Source organism: Paenibacillus sp. 2TAB23, assembly GCF_052115165.1.
GTDB lineage: Bacteria > Bacillota > Bacilli > Paenibacillales > Paenibacillaceae > Pristimantibacillus.
On the sequence record NZ_JBFRGD010000010.1, the window covers coordinates 16,313 to 34,775 of the forward strand.

An 18,463-nucleotide genomic window follows, 5' to 3' on the forward strand; every position below is an offset into this window, starting at 1 on the left:
TTGAGATTAAGTGCACACACTTAGCGTAGATCTGAGTTTATTTGTGAATGAACGATTTTCTATATGCTTAAAAGTTTAAAGCTTTTAAGAATAAGTAACTTATTACAAACGAGCACATTCGGAGGGAAATGATGATGACTAACAAGGGAAGTGCATTTCGAATGTCGCTAAAAAGAAAACTGATCTTATCTTTTACTGCAATATTATTATTTCCATGTTTGACCATAGGTTGGTTTTCCTATCAGAATTCCAAAGAAAAAGTAGATCAGCATATTATGGTGGCTGCTCAGGAAAATGTGAATTATTTTAATAGACTGATTAATGACTATATGGAACCTATCCGCAGAGATGTCGATTATTTGGCGCAAAGCTTGCCCAACAAGCTTGAAAGTTCAAACCATACAGAGACTACAGTAAAAAGCTTGATTGCCAAGTTCCAATCCCTTCACTCCGAGTTGGATGCGACCTATGTAGGTACCTCAGACGGTAAAATGGTTCTTAATCCAGAGGTGGCTATGCCTGATGGTTATGACCCGCGCAAAAGACCTTGGTATGAAAATGCCATAAAGGCCAAGGGGTTAACCATCATGACAGATCCGTACGTTAATGCGACGAATGGAGAGATTGTCGTTACATTTGCCAGAGCGAATGAGGATGGTTCCAAAGTTATTGCTGTAGATTTAAATATGACAAAATTTGCTGCAGAAGTCATGAAGGTGAAGATTGGGAAGCATGGTTATTTGTCTATTATTGATAAGTCAAATGCTTATCTAGTTCATCCTTCTTTGAAGCCGGGTACTCCGGTTCCAGTTGAACTTGTATCCTTCATAGGAGAGGATCAACGTGTCACCTTTTCTTCTAAACAAGAGGATCAAGCCATGAGGTCAGTTGTTGAAAAGAATGATTTAACCGGATGGAGGGTAATGGGAACACTCTCACTCCAGGAGATTAATGACGAAGCAGCGGTAGTATTGAGAACAACCTTGTATGTCATTCTAGTTGCTATGATCATAGGTGTGGCAATTATATATTTTATCATCCGTTCTATCATAGTTCCTGTCAGAAAATTAATTCAAGTGTCTCAGCAAATCAGCGAAGGTGATTTGACTGTTCAAGTGGTAGAAACACTGGCTACAGATGAAATTGCACAGCTTGGCCGAAGCTTTAACAAGATGATCCATTCTTTAAGAACGATTCTGATGGAAGTGAGTGAAACCTCCAGTCTACTGGCAGCATCCTCGGAGGAGCTAACGGCAAGCTCGGAGCAGACTTCGAATGCTACGCAGTTCATTGCTGAGAATATCGAACAGATGGCAGAAGGTGCTGAGGTGCAGGTGGGCAGCGTTAAGATGGGTTCGCGAATTGTTATAGAGATGTCGAAGGATGTAAGGGGAATTGCAGCCCGCTCGCAAGCAGTTTCTGAGAAAGCAGTGCAGGCTACCCGAATTTCGAAGGAAGGCAATCGGACCATTCAGACCGCGGTCTCGCAAATGAACTCGATCCAAGGTACTGTTGAAAATCTTTCGCTTGTTATTAAAAATTTAACTAGTCAATCGAATGAAATTGGCAATATTGTTTCCCTCATTAGTAAAATTTCAGCACAAACTAACTTGTTGTCGTTGAACGCTTCCATTGAAGCAGCGCGAGCAGGGGAGCATGGACGCGGGTTTTCAGTTGTTGCTCAGGAAGTTAAGAAGCTATCCGAACAAACGGCGGATTCCTCCAAACAAATCACCAGCATGATCAAGACGATACAGACCGAGACGCAGCAAGCGGTTGTCTCGATGGACGAAACATTCTCAGAAGTAACTGGGGGTATTCAAATTATGAATAAAGCCGGTGAGTTGTTCAGTCAAATCCAGCTTTCGATCGAGGATGTAGAGAAGCAAATTCAGGAAGTATCAATCGCTTCGAAGCAAGTTTTGAACGGTGTTGATCAAGCTGCCCAAGCGATGGGGACTATATCGGATATTGTGGAAGAAAGTGCATTGGCTACCCATAATGTATCCTCAGCAGTGGAGGAGCAGCTCGCATCTATGGAAGAGATTGCGGCTTCTTCTGAGGCACTATCGAAGATGGCAATTGAGCTTCAAGAAATGAATGAGAAATTTAAAATGTGACGTCTTGAAACTGGATGAAAATATGTCTTTGTAAAATAGGGAAAATCGAAAAATTCAAATTGAAAGAAGATGTTTTTAATGAGTCACTATATGATGAAAAGCAAATGCGCCTTCATTTTAACGCTTTTATTGCTAGTTCAAACTTTACAGCCAACAGGAAGTATGGAAGCTACGGCGACAGGGGGCGGCGAGAATCCTCCAATTGAACAACAAGAGAAAATTCCGCCATGGGCACAGGAGGCATTTACGAACTTAACTCGCCAAAAGGTCATTCAGGGATATGAAAATGGTTCGTTTAAACCGGATAAACTTGTAACACGTGCTGAATTAGCTGTATTTGTGTACCGTATGGCAAGTTTGACCGGATTAAAGCATTCAGAACGAAATATTTCGGGTTTCTCAGATGTGAAAAAGGAATGGTTCGCAGAGGATGTGCTTGCCGCATCGAAACTTGGTTTTATCCAAGGTTATGAAGACGGTACCTTCCGCCCAAACGAGCATGTTACACGTGAGGAAACAGCAGTTTTGCTGCATCGCTTTTATCCAAGTAAAACATTGTCTATTTCAAGGTTTACAGATAGTGGCGCCATGGCGCCATGGGCGATTGAAGCCATTGCTGCATTGTCTGACGTGAAAGTTCTGCAGGGCTATGAGGATGGCGCTTTTCATGGAAAAAGGAATTTGACACGTGCTGAACTAGCTGTTGCACTTGATCGTTTATGGAAGCTGATAAATAGTCAGGCGCCAACACATGACATACCGCTGTCTGTTACCGTTCAAACACCTGATAATAACTTAATGGTTGGTGCACAAGTATTTGTACATGCACAGGGAAAAAAGATGTTCTTGGCAGAGGGGAAGACCGATGCAAAGGGCAAAGTTGCGTTCTCTCTTCCATCCGGTTCTTATGAACTATATTCAGTTGGTCAAGGATCTGTTGCTTATAAGAAAGTTGAAGTTGACAGTGAACATGCGGCGTTCCAGTTAAAGACTGAACCAGCAGCTTCTTTCACTGGCAGGGTAGTCGCGAAGAATGGGAGCCCAGCGGCTGGAATTGTTGTCGCGCTAACGACAAATCCTACATTCTTTGCTGTAACGAAGTCAGACGGAACATTCAATGCGGCTGTTCTTCCTGACAGGGACTATACTGTTAACTTATTGGAAGATTCTCGAATCCAAAGCTATGCGGCTCAGACGGACAGACCCGAGGGTGTATTCGGAGCAGGGACGGTTATTCTGCAAGGACTTAACTGGTTAGATTCGGATCAAGACTCTATGCCTGACTGCGCGTGCAGCAAAGTAGCTTTGACAGGGACCTATCACGCACCTAAAGCAGGTGAACACATGGAACTCGGCCAATTGGTTTTTTCTTCTTCCCAAGAGGCACCATCAGGCGGTTCGTCTGGTAACCCGACTGGAGGAGGTAGTGACACAGACCGAACACCACCAGAAATTCCGACGAGACTGATTGCTATCGCTGGCGATAAGGAAGCGGATTTGAGCTGGAAAGCCAATAATGACGATGACTTGGCAGGATATAAGGTATATATGTCTATTGACGGAGGTGTTACTTGGACGTTAAGTACAGACAATGGTCTAAAGACCTTATACAAAGCCAAAAATCTTACAAATGGGAATTCCTATCAATTCGCAGCTACAGCCTACGATAAATTGGGTAATGAATCCCTACGCTCAATAACCGTTGATGTTATTCCTTCTGGAACCATTGAGCCGCAACCTGGAGACCATGAGCCACCAAGCATTCCTGCCGGGCTGACCGGTAATGCCGGTGACAGCAAGGTGACGCTTAGTTGGGAGGCAAACAGCGAAGCAGATTTGGCAGGATACAATGTTTATGTATCAGCCGACGCTGCAACATGGAACACAGCTGTTGATGTGGGCTTGGCTGTGAATCATACGGCTCTCAATCTAACCAACGGTGTTCTTTATCGTTTTGCAGTTACCGCTTATGATCAAAGCGGTAACGAATCGGATAAATCACTAATGTTTACTACAACTCCAGAATCCAGAAATGACGGTAACAACTTGCCTCCTGACCCTATCGGGGCAGCCAACCCGTTATCGACAACTAGCATTCCAAGCTTCACGTCGATGACAGAATTCTTATATACTGGGAATCAGCCGATACAAACTGGTGTTGCACCGGGAGCGATTGACGAACAACTTTCAGCCGTGCTGAGAGGCAAAGTGCTGGATAAATCAGGGGGCCTGCTCTCGGGGGTAAAGATTACACTATTGGATCACAGTGAGTGGGGACAGACATTAAGCCGGGCCGACGGTATGTTCGATATGGCTGTGAACGGCGGTGGTAACGTCACGGTTCAATACGAAAAGAGCGGTTATATGACGGTGCAGCGGAAGTGGAATGTCATTTCCGGTGATTACGCTGCCCTTTCAGATGTCGTGATGACGGCTTATGATACGCAAGTTACAGTAGTTGATCTGATGGATGCTGAGCAGGTTCAGAGTGCACGAGGAAGTACGGTAAGTGACTCAGCAGGACAACGTACCCCAACGGTTATATTTCCGATAGGCGTAACAGGTTCCATGCGCCTGCCTGACGGCACGATGCAGCAATTAAACGAAATTCATTTGCGGGCAACTGAATATACGGTTGGTGAGCAGGGAATGAAGGCTATGCCAGGGGATTTACCTTCCTATGTTGGCTATACACATGCTGTAGAATTATCGGCAGATGAGGCAATCGCGGCCCGAGCCTCTAAAGTTCTGTTTAACCAGCCTTTGTATTATTATGTGGAAAACTATCTTGAATTTCCAGTAGGTGAAATCGTACCAACAGGTTATTTCGATCGGCTATTAGGAAACTGGGTCGCCTCTAACAATGGGAAAGTGATTCGTATTGTGTCAATCGATAATGGCGTAGCTGCTATCGATACGGACGGGGACGGAAATGAAGAGACTGAGGAGGAAATGCTCAAATTTGGTCTTACAGAGGAAGAGAGAATGAAACTGGCAGAGCTTTACTTGCCGGGTCAAAGCCTGTGGCGAACGCCTATTGAGCATTTTACCCCTTGGGACACCAATTGGCCATACGGACCGCCGCCAGATGCAATCAGTCCACCGGATAAGAGCCCTAATTTCAATCAGATTGATATTAAAGACCCTTGTAAACAGAGTGGTTCTATCATTGGCTGTCAAAACCAAACTTTAGGGGAGAGCATCCCCATTCCGGGAACTGGTATGGCACTCACTTATAACAGTGAAAGGACAGAGGGCTATTTACCTAAATCCAGACTTGAGATACCGGTCAGCGGTGCGAATCAGATGCCTGCATCGCTCAAGTACATGACCGTACAGATTGATATTGGTGGTACTACTTATTCCAAAAAATTCGCCGCTTTATCCAATCAACAATGGACGTTTGATTGGAATGGAAAGGATGCTTACCAGAGATTGTTGACGAGCGTTCATCCATATACGGTAACTGTCACTTATCATTATGCGGCCCGATACTACCGTTCCGCAGAAGAGTTCAACCAAAGCTTTGGACGAGTTACGGCTACAGGCGTAGTTATAGGAAGAGCGGATACGCAGCGTGAGGTAACAACATCACGGACATGGAACGGACAGTTGGAGAGTCCCGTTAACCGTTACGAGGAATCAGGCATTGCTGGTTGGAGTCTGGATGTGCACCATATCTATGACCAAACGCAGAAAATGCTGCATACCGGTGATCATCAACAATTAGAGAGAAGCGCTTCGTTACATGAAGAGTTCAAGATTACCGGTGATCCCGATAATTCGGTTAATAAGACGATGCTAGAACAGGACTTTGACTTTGACAGATCTATTTTGGTCGCGGGTACGGAACGAGAATATTACACAACCGCTTACGCGAAAGAGGAAGATAACTATCTGTTAATTCGCAAAGATTACAATGGAACATTTCATCGAGCTGGTGAATTTGGGCCGAATTTTAAACCATCATCAGTTAGAGTTGATGCGTCCGGTACCATATATGTGTACTCGTATGAGGCATCCTCAATAATCCGGAAAAAAAGGATAGAATCACAATGGGTAACTGTAGCTGGTACGGGAACGAGAGGCAGCGGCAGCACGCCTATTGCGGAAGGTTCAAAGGCCAATCAGGCAGAGTTGGTTGAAGTGATTGATTTGGAAATAAGCCCGGACGGAAGTCTTTATTTTCTTCAAGTTGAGGAAAATAATAAAGTAAGATTATACCGAATTGGTACAGATGGGCGCATAGCGCAAATGAATGATCCTGACGCAGTTGAAAGCCTAGAAGACGGGCCTGCAACCAAGGAGGCTGTAGGACTTGTACACGGTATCATGATAGGGCCTGATGGCAGCTTGTACTTGAAGGATACCAATACCGATTATTATGGAGGGATGAAAACTCGTTACCGAAAGATTAGTCCAGACGGAACGCTTTCTCGATATGCAGGCGAGTATGGTTTTCACAAATATGGCACGAGCCTAGAGAATGGTGCAGCAGCCATTGGCACACGCTTCAATGCGAACGATCAAGATATGATGGATGCACAAGGGCGTCTTTATTTTCAGGATAAGTCCCGAAATGAGATATACCGCGTCAATGAGAATGGTGATCTTGAGCTGGTTCAATCGGCATTGTTGAAGAAAATGAAGGAGGAACTAAACGGAACGCGTTTATTTCTGCAAGCCGTAGAATCAAATGGCAGTCTGATTGTTGCCGATGGGAATAATTGGTATTTGAAAAAACATTACCGAATTTCACCTGGTGAGACAATGGATGTGCCGAATGAGACTGGAATGAAAATCAACCAATTTGACGGTGGTAATGGAAGACTTATTAAAACTGTCCATGCACTCACAGGTGCTCTGATTAATGAGCTCAGTTATGATGACTCGGGGCATCTTATCGCCATTCATGATGGAGAAGGCAATCAGCTATCCATTGAACGCAATGCCAGCGGTGTGCCATTAGCGATCGTTGAACCGGGTGGTGTGAGGACGAAACTTGAGGTCGACGCCAATGGCGAGCTCGTTGCGGTTACCGATAACGCGGGTCGCTCATTCAAGATGGTGTACGATGCCCACGGGCTGCTTACACGGTTTATTGATCCGAATGAATCTATTAGTGAGTATGAATATGATAGCAAGGGGCTGTTAATTCGTTCAGAGAATGCAATGGATGGCGTTAAAACACTGCAGAGGACAGATACTGCGAACGGATATACGGTTGTTTTTACTGATCCGGAAGCTCGTACTACTGTTTATAAAGTAGAAAAATCCAATGGGAAATTGATTCGTACCTCGATTGACCCGGCTGGGGGACAAACGGTATTGATCGTTCAAGGCGACGACAGCCAGCAGTTAGATTTGCCGAATGGTACGACTGTCAACAAAACGTTCTCCCCCGATCCGCGCTGGGGCATGAATGTCCCCGTGCTGCAAAATATGACAGCGACAAATGCAGATGGTCGCCAAGTGCAATTTTCGGAATCTCGTTTGGCCGTTGTACCAAATGGTACCTTGGAATCCTACACTGTGCAGTACAACATCAATGGGGCATTATCTAAGGTGCAGTATGAGGCAGCAATACGTAAATACACGGAAACAAGTGCAGAAGGAGCCGTCCTATATACGTACTTGGATGGGAAGGGAAGGGTAAGCAGAATTGCGACTGCAGATACCTCATTATCTGGAACTTCCTATCATTATGATGAACGAGGTCGTATAGAGCGAATTGAACGTAGTGATCAAACACTGGATTATGTCTATGATGAGCATAATCGGTTGAAATCTGTCTTTGATGCGTTTGGAAGCGTGAAAAACTACGGCTACGACGACACGGGACGAGTGACCAGTATTGAGACACCCGGAGGTAAAATATATCGCAAAGACTACGATGAATCCGGCAATCCAAACAAGATTACAATGCCTGACGGAACTGATTACAACCAACAGTTTAACTCATTAAATCAGTTTGCGGGATTCAACCCTGAAGGCGTAGAAGCTTGGATCACACTGGAGCATAGCAGTAGCGGAAAGTTAGAACAATCGCAGCTCCGAAGCGGCAGAGAAACCAACTATCTGTATGAACAAAGCGGTGGTAAGCGAATGACGGGAATGAATGATCCCGATATTCTTCGCACATTCACCTATACAGATGCAACGGAACGCGTTCAAAAGATTCAAAGTGTGCAAGCAGAAAGTAAACAAGATATTGCCTACACCTATGATGGTGCAGATGTAAGTCAAATGATCTGGTCTGGCGCTGCAGAAGGCCAATTCGACTACACGTATGATGCATTGTCCAATGTGACAGGGTTTCAAACATCAGTGACAAGACAAGTGTACGGTACTCTAACGAATACAACAGTCAATACACCAATTAGCTTTGATCGTGATAATCGGATGACTCGATTTGGCGCGTTTGAATTCAATCGTAGTGGACCTGGAAGAACCATCGGATCCATTAGTGATGGGAAATTAAATAGCAAGTTGGGCTATGATGAAATTGGCAGGAGAGTAAACCAAACCACAGAACTAGATGGAGATGAAGTGCATCGGATTGAATATACGTATGACAAGCGAGGATTGGTTACAGATAAAACCATTACTTCTACAGAAGGCCAAGTAAAGGAACACTATGAATTCGATAGGGATGGCCAATTAATATCCACCACACGATATGGTGCGGACGGAAAGCAGGATATTGAAACCTACGAATATGACGTGAATAAGAACCGGATAAGTCGGCAAGTCAATGGTGTAAAGGATATAAGTATGTATGATAAGTTCGATCAGCTTAAGAAAGTTGGTGAAACCTCCTATTTATTCGACGCTGACGGATTCTTGAAGCAGAGAGGTAACGATTTGTTCCGTTACGGAATCCGCGGAGAATTACTTGAGGCGACGGTTATCGGTGCGACTTATAAGTACACCTATGACGCAATTGGGAGAAGGACTGCTCGGCAGGATGAGTCAGGTGGAAAGTTTCAGTACCTGTACGGTCACCCTCACTCCTTGCAGATGCTGACTACATCCATCGATCCGAACGGTGTTATGACTCAGTATGATTATGATGAGAATGGGCTGTTGCTAGGACTGGAACGGGCGGGTGTACGATATTACGTAATTACAGACGGTGTAGGAACTCCTCAATTGGTGCTTGATACCGACGGGAAGGCCGTCAAAAAGCTTAGGTACGACAGCTACGGCTTGTTGCTGGATGATTCGAATCCAGCATTTGAACTCGTGATTGGCTTTGCCGGAGGTATTGGGGATGGTGCTACAGGATTGACTCGGTTCGGAGCACGCGATTATGACGCTTTCAGTGGACGTTGGACGGCTCGTGATCCGATACTGCATGATAGCGGGCAGGCTAATTTGTATGCTTACGTGAATAATAACCCTGTACTATTGCGTGATCCCTGCGGTATGTTCTGCATCGGAGGTTCTTTATACGAAGGAATTGGCGGAGGTGGAAAAGTTTGCGCAACCGATGAGGGATTCTCAGCCTGTGTAGAGTTCGGATTTGGGGTCGGTGGCGGTTTGGATGTGAATCCTTTCGAGGACTTGTCCAAGGATGCTATTGGGGTTGAAGTGACAGGCAAGCTTTCATATGGACCTGCATCGTTAACTTTAGGAATGAAGGTTGAAGATAGCTGGGACGGAGGATGCCCCTCGTTGGGTGGTGTCGCCAAAGCCGACTTTGGTCCTGCAAGAATTGATCTATTAGATCTATCGAAGTCCGGGGTAAAAGGGAAGGATAGCCAAATGTATGACGATGTCCGAGATTTAATGAAAAATAAGGACTACACTCCTGGTGGGCCTATCGCAGTTAAAGCAGAAGCTGCCATAAAGGCGAAACTTTGCAAGCCACTCCGATGGTAACTGTTACACTAGCCGATTTATTACTCTCGACCCTGAACAAGTTAGGATTCAGCAAATGTTCCCCCTGGAGGACAATGTCATTAAGTTAGACTTAGAGACATGATCCGGAATAAGAATGGAATCTGAAACGGCAAGGGAAAAAGTCCCGTGCCGTTTGTTTTTTGGTGTATGCAAGAAAGCGTACAGCAAACAAGCGGATGGACGATCCGCTTAAAAAAATGTTCATACGAACCGAATTTATGCTACTCTGTAAACGAAGCTAACAGATGATTTATAACGGATTTTGCGCGTATTCTGCTGCCCTGGTCGAATGGGTCGAATCGGCAAAACGTTTTTGCGAATCAGTGCTTCAACATCGGGTGGGGGTTCATCGTCTCTTGAGCGCAGGAAATGTCTACAAACGTGAACGGCAACCGTGAAGTTGACTTGGTAGTGGTGCTGTTTAGCTTTTTGGGAAATGACGACGTGCGAGGTCATCATTTCTGCAAAATTGTACATGATCATTCTTGCGGAAATCTCTTGGATGACGGACTCTCGTTTCTTTGCGTGAAAATTTGTAAGACCAATGGTGTATTTTAATGCCCTGAAAGAGGTTTCAATGCCCCATCGCATGTTATAGATGGACCTGAGTTCATCGGGTGGGATATCGGCGTCAGATAGATTCGTAATGACGGTTTCATAAGTGCCATTTGACAGGACGAAACGAACAACCCGAAAGGACATCGGATTAAACAAGCGTTCCTGCAAATCCAAAAAATCAAAGGTAGACGTGGAAGGGACGAACTTGTAAATCTCGGGATGCATCTTGACCTCCTTGGTTTGTTTTTTAGTTAGTGTCAATGAATATCCCGATCAAACTCTCCGCCGGAGGGCAACCGTAAGCCCGAAAGAATACCACTGGAAGCTAAATCCTTTACCCGTATGACATAGCTCCACCCTTTGCGTTCAATATGTGCGAAATTGTTGTAACTTTCATAACCTCGATCGGCAATCACAATCGCTTTTCCCTTGATGCAGGAACGGTCAACCTTAGCATCCAGTGCCTTTCGCTCGTTATTTAACCTTCGTGGGTGAACAATCGCGTCCACGTAAAGTCTGTTGCAAAGATCATAGGCTGCATTTAAATGCAGCAGATTATAGCCTCTTGCTCCCGGTTGACTTTGAAAATAGGTGTCTGTATCCGTAGGATCAGTGGCGAAATGCAAATCCGAACCGTCAATGGCAAGTAACCGATACCCTCGGTAGCGCTTGAGATCCGTATGCGATTGCGTAAATTTGTGAAACAAGAACTCCAAAGCAGATGGGGCAGAATCTTATTCCTCTGTTGCACAAAAGCAGAAGTGGTTGCTGTGTTGGCGTCATAGCCTTGCGATTCCAAGAGTTCCTTGTATAGACTGTTACCGCCCATAGAGATCAAGAGCTGCATAACGGTATCAAAAGGCAGCTTTTTCTTTCGAGTAAAATCCTTTTCAGGGTTTTTGACATAAGGTGCTGGTGCCGCTGACATTTCCTCGTATGAGGGATGTCAGCTTTTGTTTTAGTGAACTCGCGCAAGCATTCATGGGTGAAAACCTCCTCGTTTTTTTCAATGGGCTTCGCCACACATTTTCAACTGCTTGTCAAGTTCTTTTGCTCGTTTTTACGCAAAAAAAGAGCAGGCTATCATTACGATAACCTGCTCTTTTACATGGATTTTTGGTCCTGCACCTTAACTTAATGACATCCTTTTGGGTGGTTTTTTTAAAAAGAAAAGGACAACATTGCTTCAGATTGCGCGGTATCTCCCGGAAGATGCCGATATTTCCATAGTTACGAATGCGATCATTACTTACGAAAGTCCGAATCAAGAAATGGTTTCGATTTTCCAAACGGCTGAGACAAGCATTTTCTTAGCATAGTAATCGATAATTAAAATTGATATAGGGAAAGATGCAGTCTAAATCAAGAGAGAACGAACGGCTATGGAATGGATAGGGAGCCTTGATCTTGGGTGAACTTGGACAGCGATGGACTGCTAGATGAAATTTAAAAATGCTTTCTAAAAGTTGGGATGCACTCACGTATTAATGGTGAGAGGCATCACATTTCATTATACGAGACTTTTCATTCCCAATTTCGTATATATTTAGGTTATTGCATTTATGAAATGAATGGAGGAACAGTCATTGCGATTAATTCTAGACAATATCATTAAGCAGTTTGAGGATAAACAGGTGCTTCAAGGAGCGGGATTTACATTTGAGAAAGGGAAGATATACGGACTGCTAGGTCGTAACGGCGCGGGAAAGACGACACTGTTCGACTGCTTGAGCGGAGAGAAGAGCATGGATGGCGGGCAGGTGCTGCTGGATGAAAATGGACGCACACGTAAAATAAATGAGCAGGATGTTGGATATGTGTATTCACTTCCAATCCTACCCGAGTTTCTGACGGGTTTTGAGTTTGTGAAGTTTTTCATGGATATTAATCGGGATAAGCTCCAGATGGAAAAGTCGATTGACGAGTATTTTGACATGATGAGCATGACAGCGGAGGATCGCCACAAGCTTATTAAAGGCTATTCACATGGGATGAAGAATAAGCTGCAGATGCTGCTATTTCTCATTACGAAGCCTCCGGTCATCTTGCTCGATGAACCGCTTACCTCATTCGATGTCATTGTTGCACTGGAGATGAAGAACATGCTCAAAGAGATGAAGAGCGATCATATTCTCATTTTCTCCACACATATTTTGCAATTAGCATCTGATCTATGTGATGAACTAGTCGTATTGAACAAAGGCAAGCTTTCCTCGGTACCGTCAGAGCTGCTGCATAGCGCGGAATTCGAGCAATCCGTTATTAACCTGCTGAAGGATGAGTCGCATGATGAGAACACTTAGTACACTGCTGGCTATCCGTACCTCTATCACAGCCAATATGCTCATCTATTACATTCAGAAGCTACCTTTCATCGGAAAGCTAATCAAGAACAGCCTTTATGCCAATTTGGGTCTTAAAAAAGGCGTTGCTATTATTGCACTGCTGCTTACCCAGCTATGGGGATTTTTTCTGCGATTTGTTTACGTAGGCGTACTTATTTTTATTCCCGTAATGGGCTTGGGAGAGGAGATGACACAGGAGTATCGACTATCGCAGTTTATACATATTTTCACCATCATCAGCTTCGTAGTAGCAGCTGTCAGCAGTGCGACTGTACTTGAACCGAAGCGGGAGAAATACTTAGCTGTTAAAATGATGAGGTTGTCTCCTAGGAGATATATGCAAGTATCGCTCGTTTATCGGTATGTGACTTTTTTTGTTTATTTGGTACCTGCCATGCTTGTGTTTGGTACTCTCCTCGGAGCCTCTGTTTTGGAAGCACTTCTCTTAACGTTATTGCTTACGCTATGGCGAATTGCGGCAGAGTACGCACATCTCAAGCTTTTTGAGAAAACAGGCATGATGCTAATTAAACAAACTGCTATTGTATGGTGCGTTATCATCATTGGATATGCTGCTGCGTATTTGCCGCTCCTGCTTGGCAAGGCTCTATCAACGGAAGCAATACTTATGAGTTTGCCGGTCTGCATTGTAATAATAGCGGGAGGCTTATTCGCAGTCATTCAGCTGGCCCGTTATCGCAAATATATGGAAGCTGTCGATGCGGCCAGTAAGCGGGATGATCCTCTGCTGAATCTAGGCAGAATGATGACAGATGCGCAGAAGAAGAGTGTGAAATCGAAGGATAGCGATGACGACTTAAGTCTGAATCTGAGGCATAAGGTTGATGGAAAAGAAGGACATGCCTATCTGAACGCGATATTCTTTCTTAGACATAGAAGTCTGGTAAATGGTCCTATGAATAAACGGTTAATGATCATTGGTGCTGCCTTAGCAGCCGGTGTCATCCTTATGCTTCTATTCCAAGGACAGCTGTCCGGGATGCAATGGAGTTTGGGATTGCTCTTTCCCTTCCTGCCGTTAATTATGTATTTCATGTCGACAGGCGAGAATCTTTGCAAAGCGATGTTCTACAATTGCGACCTTAGTCTGATGAGGTATAGCTTCTATCGCAGCGCAGCCTATCAGCACTTTCTCATTCGACTTGGGCGAATGCTTAGCTTGAATCTGCTGATTGCTACTGCTTTTGGCGTGTCATTGTCTGTTGTCACAGCTGCTGCTGGAGGAGAATGGCTGAATCGAGAGCTGCTTTTATTTTGGGTCTGTGTGATGGCGATGGCTATCTTTTATACCGTGCATCATTTGTTTATGTACTATTTTCTTCAGCCGTATTCGACGGAGCTTAATTTGAAAAATCCGCTTTATTTTGTGCTGAGTATGCTGGTGTCATCTTTGAGTGGTGTTAGTATTGTGCTGAGGCCGCAAGCTGATTCTTTCACGGCAATTACGGTTGTCGCAGCTCTAGTCTATGTAGTCGTTGCTCTTATTCTAGTGAAGAAGTACGGGCCGAGAACGTTCCGGGTGAAATAACGATTATGATGAACATTCCACGAATGATTCATAGCTTGTCGTGCTGCGGGCTGATTGGCTATTCGCATGCTGATACAAATGAACCAATCGTTGTGACATCACAATGGATGGTTCATTTTTATTGCCATTCTATATTCGCCATTCCATACTGGTTGTGCTTGATTTGGTTTCCAAATGTTGAAGCCAAAAAACCACCAAAACACATTCCATTAGGGCTGATCTAGCAGCATAAATCCCATTGATCGGAGGTTATAATTTTGAAGAAAAGTTTTTTAATCTTGGACAAAATACTCGTAGCCAACGTTTTATTCAGATCTTTTCCTTTTTTGAGTGCAGGCCACCCTTTGGGTGGCTTATTTGTTGTTTAGGAAATTATGCGCGGATAAAAAATGTGGATAATTGAGTCGAAAAAATAAATAGGAGGGATCGTTATGGAGAAGCGATAAACATGGAAGAAACGAAAGATCGTAAAACAGATTTTGAAGGAACATTTGAAGGAACAATTTCATGGTTTTTGGGAACTTCATGCGAATCGATTCCCCAAAGAACTACAGTAAGGCATACCGGAAGCAGTAAAAAAGTCAATGTGATACAGTACGAAGGAAATGGGTTACGCGAGATATGAATGTATGGGATGTACGTAGGGAAAACCAGAACCCGCCATCCTATGCTTTACTTGTAAGAGTCGGTTTTGTCATGGATGCGGGAAGACATTCACCGACGACTGGGCAGAAAAGCAACAGGAGCGAATCCTGGATGTTCCTCATCGTCATAAGGTGTTGACGGTACCGAAAGAATATAGAAAATACTTCATTGAGGATCGAAGCCGTTTGTAAGAGCTTAGTAAAGAAGTGGCGAAGGTCATTCAAAATTACTATCGGCGTAAAAATAAGAGAAAACGGTATGATGTGGGAATCATTACGGCCATTCATACGTTTGGCAGGGATCTAAAATTTAATCCGCATAGATTATGAAGTTTTTATCGATTATGTCTGCGTAGATTGCGGATGTTTAGACCCTGTACCTGATTTCAACGCAGGTGAGTGTTCATATGAACTAGAACCTGGGGTCGTATGCCCGGAGTGTAACGGAGACTTGGTGAGAAAGAGTGGGCGGATAAGTAACCGTCGGCTAGTACGTAAATTCACTGTTAGCTGATATTGTTCTTATTTCAGCCTTCTAAGAAGTCGTAATAGTGTTAGCGAAAAAGTCTTCAAAGTGTTAGTGAAGGAATGTGTGATCTTATAGAATCACTTCATATCGAATAAATAAGTAACTTATCTATTCAATTTGTATTTCGAAAGGAGAGCTAGATGGACCATGAATCGATGGAGCTGATGAAGGTTTTTGGTCTTCTGTACCGCAAAAATATTGAAACCCGTATAGACGCCGTTAATCGAAAAGTAAGCGAAGCTCGTATGTTGTTGATCCTCATGGAGCGAGAGCAAGACCGCATGAGCGTATTGGAACTAAGCGAATATTTGGGAGTGACTTCTCCGTTTGTATCTCAGCTATTGAACGATATGGTAGAACGGAATTTGATTGTTCGAGCCAAAGATCCTATAGACCGTCGGATCGTTCGGGTTTCATTGACCGAGTCAGGGAAACAGCAAGCTGCTTATACTCTCCATTATTCCCGCAAGCTTTATGTTGGGTTGGCGGAGCATTTGGGAGCCGAGGAGAGCCGCCTGTTGTCCAGTCTTTTGCAGAAATCGGTCGAATATCTCGATAACCAAATATTCGATTCGGAGAAGAGGCGTGTATGATCATACTATTGCGGTATTTTATGCTTTAACGAAAAACTTGTGATCTAAAGAGGAGCGAACGACAAATGACGTATATGTGCAACCCGATTAATATGGAATATAAATATCAATTTACCGATTCAAGAGGGCTAAGTGCCATTTATAGAGAAGCGGCAGATCCTTCCATGATTTTGTTCAAAGGCTTATATTATCTGTTTCCTTCGATGACGGCAGGGTTCCTTGTCAGCGATAATATGACTGATTGGACCTTACACTCCTTGAAGGATGTACCGGTTTACGACTATGCCCCGGATGTTCGGGTCATCGGAGAATATGTTTATTTTTCCGCATCGAGTAAATCCAAGAACTGCTCCTTCTATAGAACCAAAGATCCGATTAACGGCGAGTTTGAAGAAATAGAGGGGACGTTTCCCTTCTGGGACCCGAATTTGTTCTTAGATGACGACGGCAGGGTTTATTTCTACTGGGGATGCTCAAGTGTCACGCCGCTTTACGGCGTTGAACTGAATCCGGAGAATATGAAGCCCAAGGGGGAGCCGATTGCCCTCGTGCAGAGCAATATTGAAGTAATTGGCTATGAAAGAAATGGAGAAAATCACTCACCGAGACCGCCGGATCAGGTCGAGTTAATGGTTCAAAATTACCTGAAAATGAATCCCGACGCAACGGAGGAATTTTTGCAAATCATTCGAAAGTCACTAGGGAATGAAGCTCCATATATTGAGGGGGCGTGGATGGACAAGCATAGTGGCAAATATTATCTCCAGTATTCCGCACCGGGTACGCAATATAACGTTTATGCTGACGGGGTCTACATTTCGGACAGCCCACTCGGACCGTTTGCGTTAGCGAAAAATAACCCTTACTCTTATAAGCCAGGAGGTTTTATGCCAGGAGCGGGACATGGATCGACTATGGAAGATCAGCATGGAAATTGGTGGCATGCTTCGACGATGAGAGTTAGTGTCAATCATATTTTCGAGAGACGGATTGGGTTATGGCCGGCAGGCTTTGATGATGACGGGGAATTATTCTGCAATCAACGCTATGGTGACTGGCCGATTAAGATCGACCAGGCTGCCATGAATCCATGGAGCAATCCGGAGTGGATGCTTCTCTCCTATGGCAAGGCGGCTAAGGCTTCTTCCTGTGAAGCTGGAAAGGAAGCTTCGAAGGCTGCTGATGAGAATGTACAAAGCTGGTGGAAAGCAGCAACTAATCAGCCTGGAGAATGGCTTGAGGTGGATCTGGATCAGGTATGCGACGTACATGCAGTTCAAGTGAATTTTGCAGATGATCAGATGGATCTGCCTCTTCCTGAGGGAGCAACTCTTCAGCAAGTTGGAGAAATAAGAAGATACCTTGACGAGCGGAAGCATGTAACAAGATGGCTGCTAGAGGGCTCGACGAATGGCAATAACTATTTCGTTATTGAAAATAAAACAGAAGCCTCAACTGATTTGGCGCATGATTTGAATGTCAAGGAAGAAGGAATCAAGGCTAGGTTTATTAGATTAACGGTAATGGAGCTCCCTTTTAACCAGTCTGCATGTATTTCTGGTCTTAGAGTGTTCGGGATCGGACATGGAGAGCAGCCGAATCAAGTAATTTCTGTCCAGACGGAATGCTTAGGTGATCTGGATTTATCCGTAACGTGGAATCAACTTGATGATACTGTCGGATACAACGTATTATGGGGATATGCACCGGATAAACTGTATCACAGTCATATGCTATTCGGAGTCAATCAGCTTACAATAAAAGCGTTGATTAAGGGTGAACCGGTTTATGTTAGAGTCGATAGCTTTAATGAAGCAGGAATAACGGAAGGTGAAGTAAACGAGGCGATTGGGTAAGAAATTTCTAATAAAATCCTATGAGAAGGGGTTCTCTGTAATTGATATGCTCCCCATACAGTAGACAGGCGAAATAATAAAAACCTGATACTGTAAGGGGAGCATTTTTCATGGGTAAAAGGAAATATACAGCTTCGGAGAAATTCACTATCATGCAAGAAGTTGAAGCAGTTAAAGACCATCTGGAAGGCGGGTAATCGCAATACCAGGTTATCGACAAGTATAAGATTGCAAGCATAAATGCACGAAATGTCTATTGAGTAAGCAAGAAGGATTCGAAAATAAACGATATTGGAACGAACATTGTGCGTATTTTAACGCCGAAGGTGCCTCTATTATAGTTCTAGTTTTCACAGCACTGATG

10 protein-coding genes are annotated in these 18,463 nt (G+C 44.1%); 8 read left to right on the forward strand and 2 right to left on the reverse strand.

Features of this window, described 5'->3' with window-relative positions:
* Positions 1-161: 161 nt before the first annotated feature.
* The gene (locus AB4Z29_RS15655) at positions 162-2,120 is read left to right on the forward strand and encodes a methyl-accepting chemotaxis protein (RefSeq protein WP_441943969.1); all 1,959 of its coding nucleotides are present in this window, start codon (positions 162-164) and stop codon (positions 2,118-2,120) included.
* Positions 2,121-2,282: 162 nt separating this feature from the next.
* On the forward strand, positions 2,283-10,004 hold the full coding sequence (locus tag AB4Z29_RS15660; RefSeq protein ID WP_441943970.1) for an S-layer homology domain-containing protein: 7,722 nt from the start codon (positions 2,283-2,285) through the stop codon (positions 10,002-10,004).
* 237 nt (positions 10,005-10,241) lie between these two features.
* On the opposite strand, the gene AB4Z29_RS15665 is transcribed toward AB4Z29_RS15660, so the two are convergent.
* Both AB4Z29_RS15665 and AB4Z29_RS15670 read right to left on the reverse strand, forming a co-directional pair.
* Complete coding sequence (locus AB4Z29_RS15665) at positions 10,242-10,808, reverse strand: transposase (protein WP_441943971.1); 567 nt, start codon at positions 10,806-10,808, stop codon at positions 10,242-10,244.
* Between the two features lie 32 nt (positions 10,809-10,840).
* A complete protein-coding gene (locus AB4Z29_RS15670; protein ID WP_441943972.1) occupies positions 10,841-11,290 on the reverse strand; it encodes a transposase in 450 nt (149 codons plus the stop codon).
* Positions 11,291-12,169: 879 nt separating this feature from the next.
* Here AB4Z29_RS15670 and AB4Z29_RS15675 point away from each other — a divergent pair.
* The 6 genes from AB4Z29_RS15675 to AB4Z29_RS15700 all read left to right on the forward strand — a co-directional run bounded on the left by AB4Z29_RS15675 (position 12,170) and on the right by AB4Z29_RS15700 (position 18,099).
* Positions 12,170-12,886 carry an ABC transporter ATP-binding protein gene (locus tag AB4Z29_RS15675; protein ID WP_441943973.1) on the forward strand — a complete coding sequence of 239 codons (717 nt, stop codon included), beginning with the start codon at positions 12,170-12,172 and terminating at the stop codon, positions 12,884-12,886.
* A complete protein-coding gene (locus AB4Z29_RS15680; RefSeq protein ID WP_441943974.1) occupies positions 12,870-14,477 on the forward strand; it encodes a hypothetical protein in 1,608 nt (535 codons plus the stop codon). The genes AB4Z29_RS15675 and AB4Z29_RS15680 overlap by 17 nt, the downstream gene beginning before the upstream one ends.
* 448 nt (positions 14,478-14,925) lie before the next feature.
* Positions 14,926-15,102: a hypothetical protein gene (locus tag AB4Z29_RS15685; protein WP_441943975.1), complete on the forward strand. Its 177-nt coding sequence runs from the start codon at positions 14,926-14,928 to the stop codon at positions 15,100-15,102.
* Positions 15,103-15,139: 37 nt separating this feature from the next.
* Complete coding sequence (locus AB4Z29_RS15690; protein WP_441944153.1) at positions 15,140-15,313, forward strand: transposase zinc-binding domain-containing protein; 174 nt, start codon at positions 15,140-15,142, stop codon at positions 15,311-15,313.
* Between the two features lie 477 nt (positions 15,314-15,790).
* Positions 15,791-16,243 carry a MarR family winged helix-turn-helix transcriptional regulator gene (locus tag AB4Z29_RS15695; RefSeq protein ID WP_441943976.1) on the forward strand — a complete coding sequence of 151 codons (453 nt, stop codon included), beginning with the start codon at positions 15,791-15,793 and terminating at the stop codon, positions 16,241-16,243.
* Between the two features lie 65 nt (positions 16,244-16,308).
* Complete coding sequence (locus tag AB4Z29_RS15700; RefSeq protein WP_441943977.1) at positions 16,309-18,099, forward strand: family 43 glycosylhydrolase; 1,791 nt, start codon at positions 16,309-16,311, stop codon at positions 18,097-18,099.
* Positions 18,100-18,463: the final 364 nt, after the last annotated feature.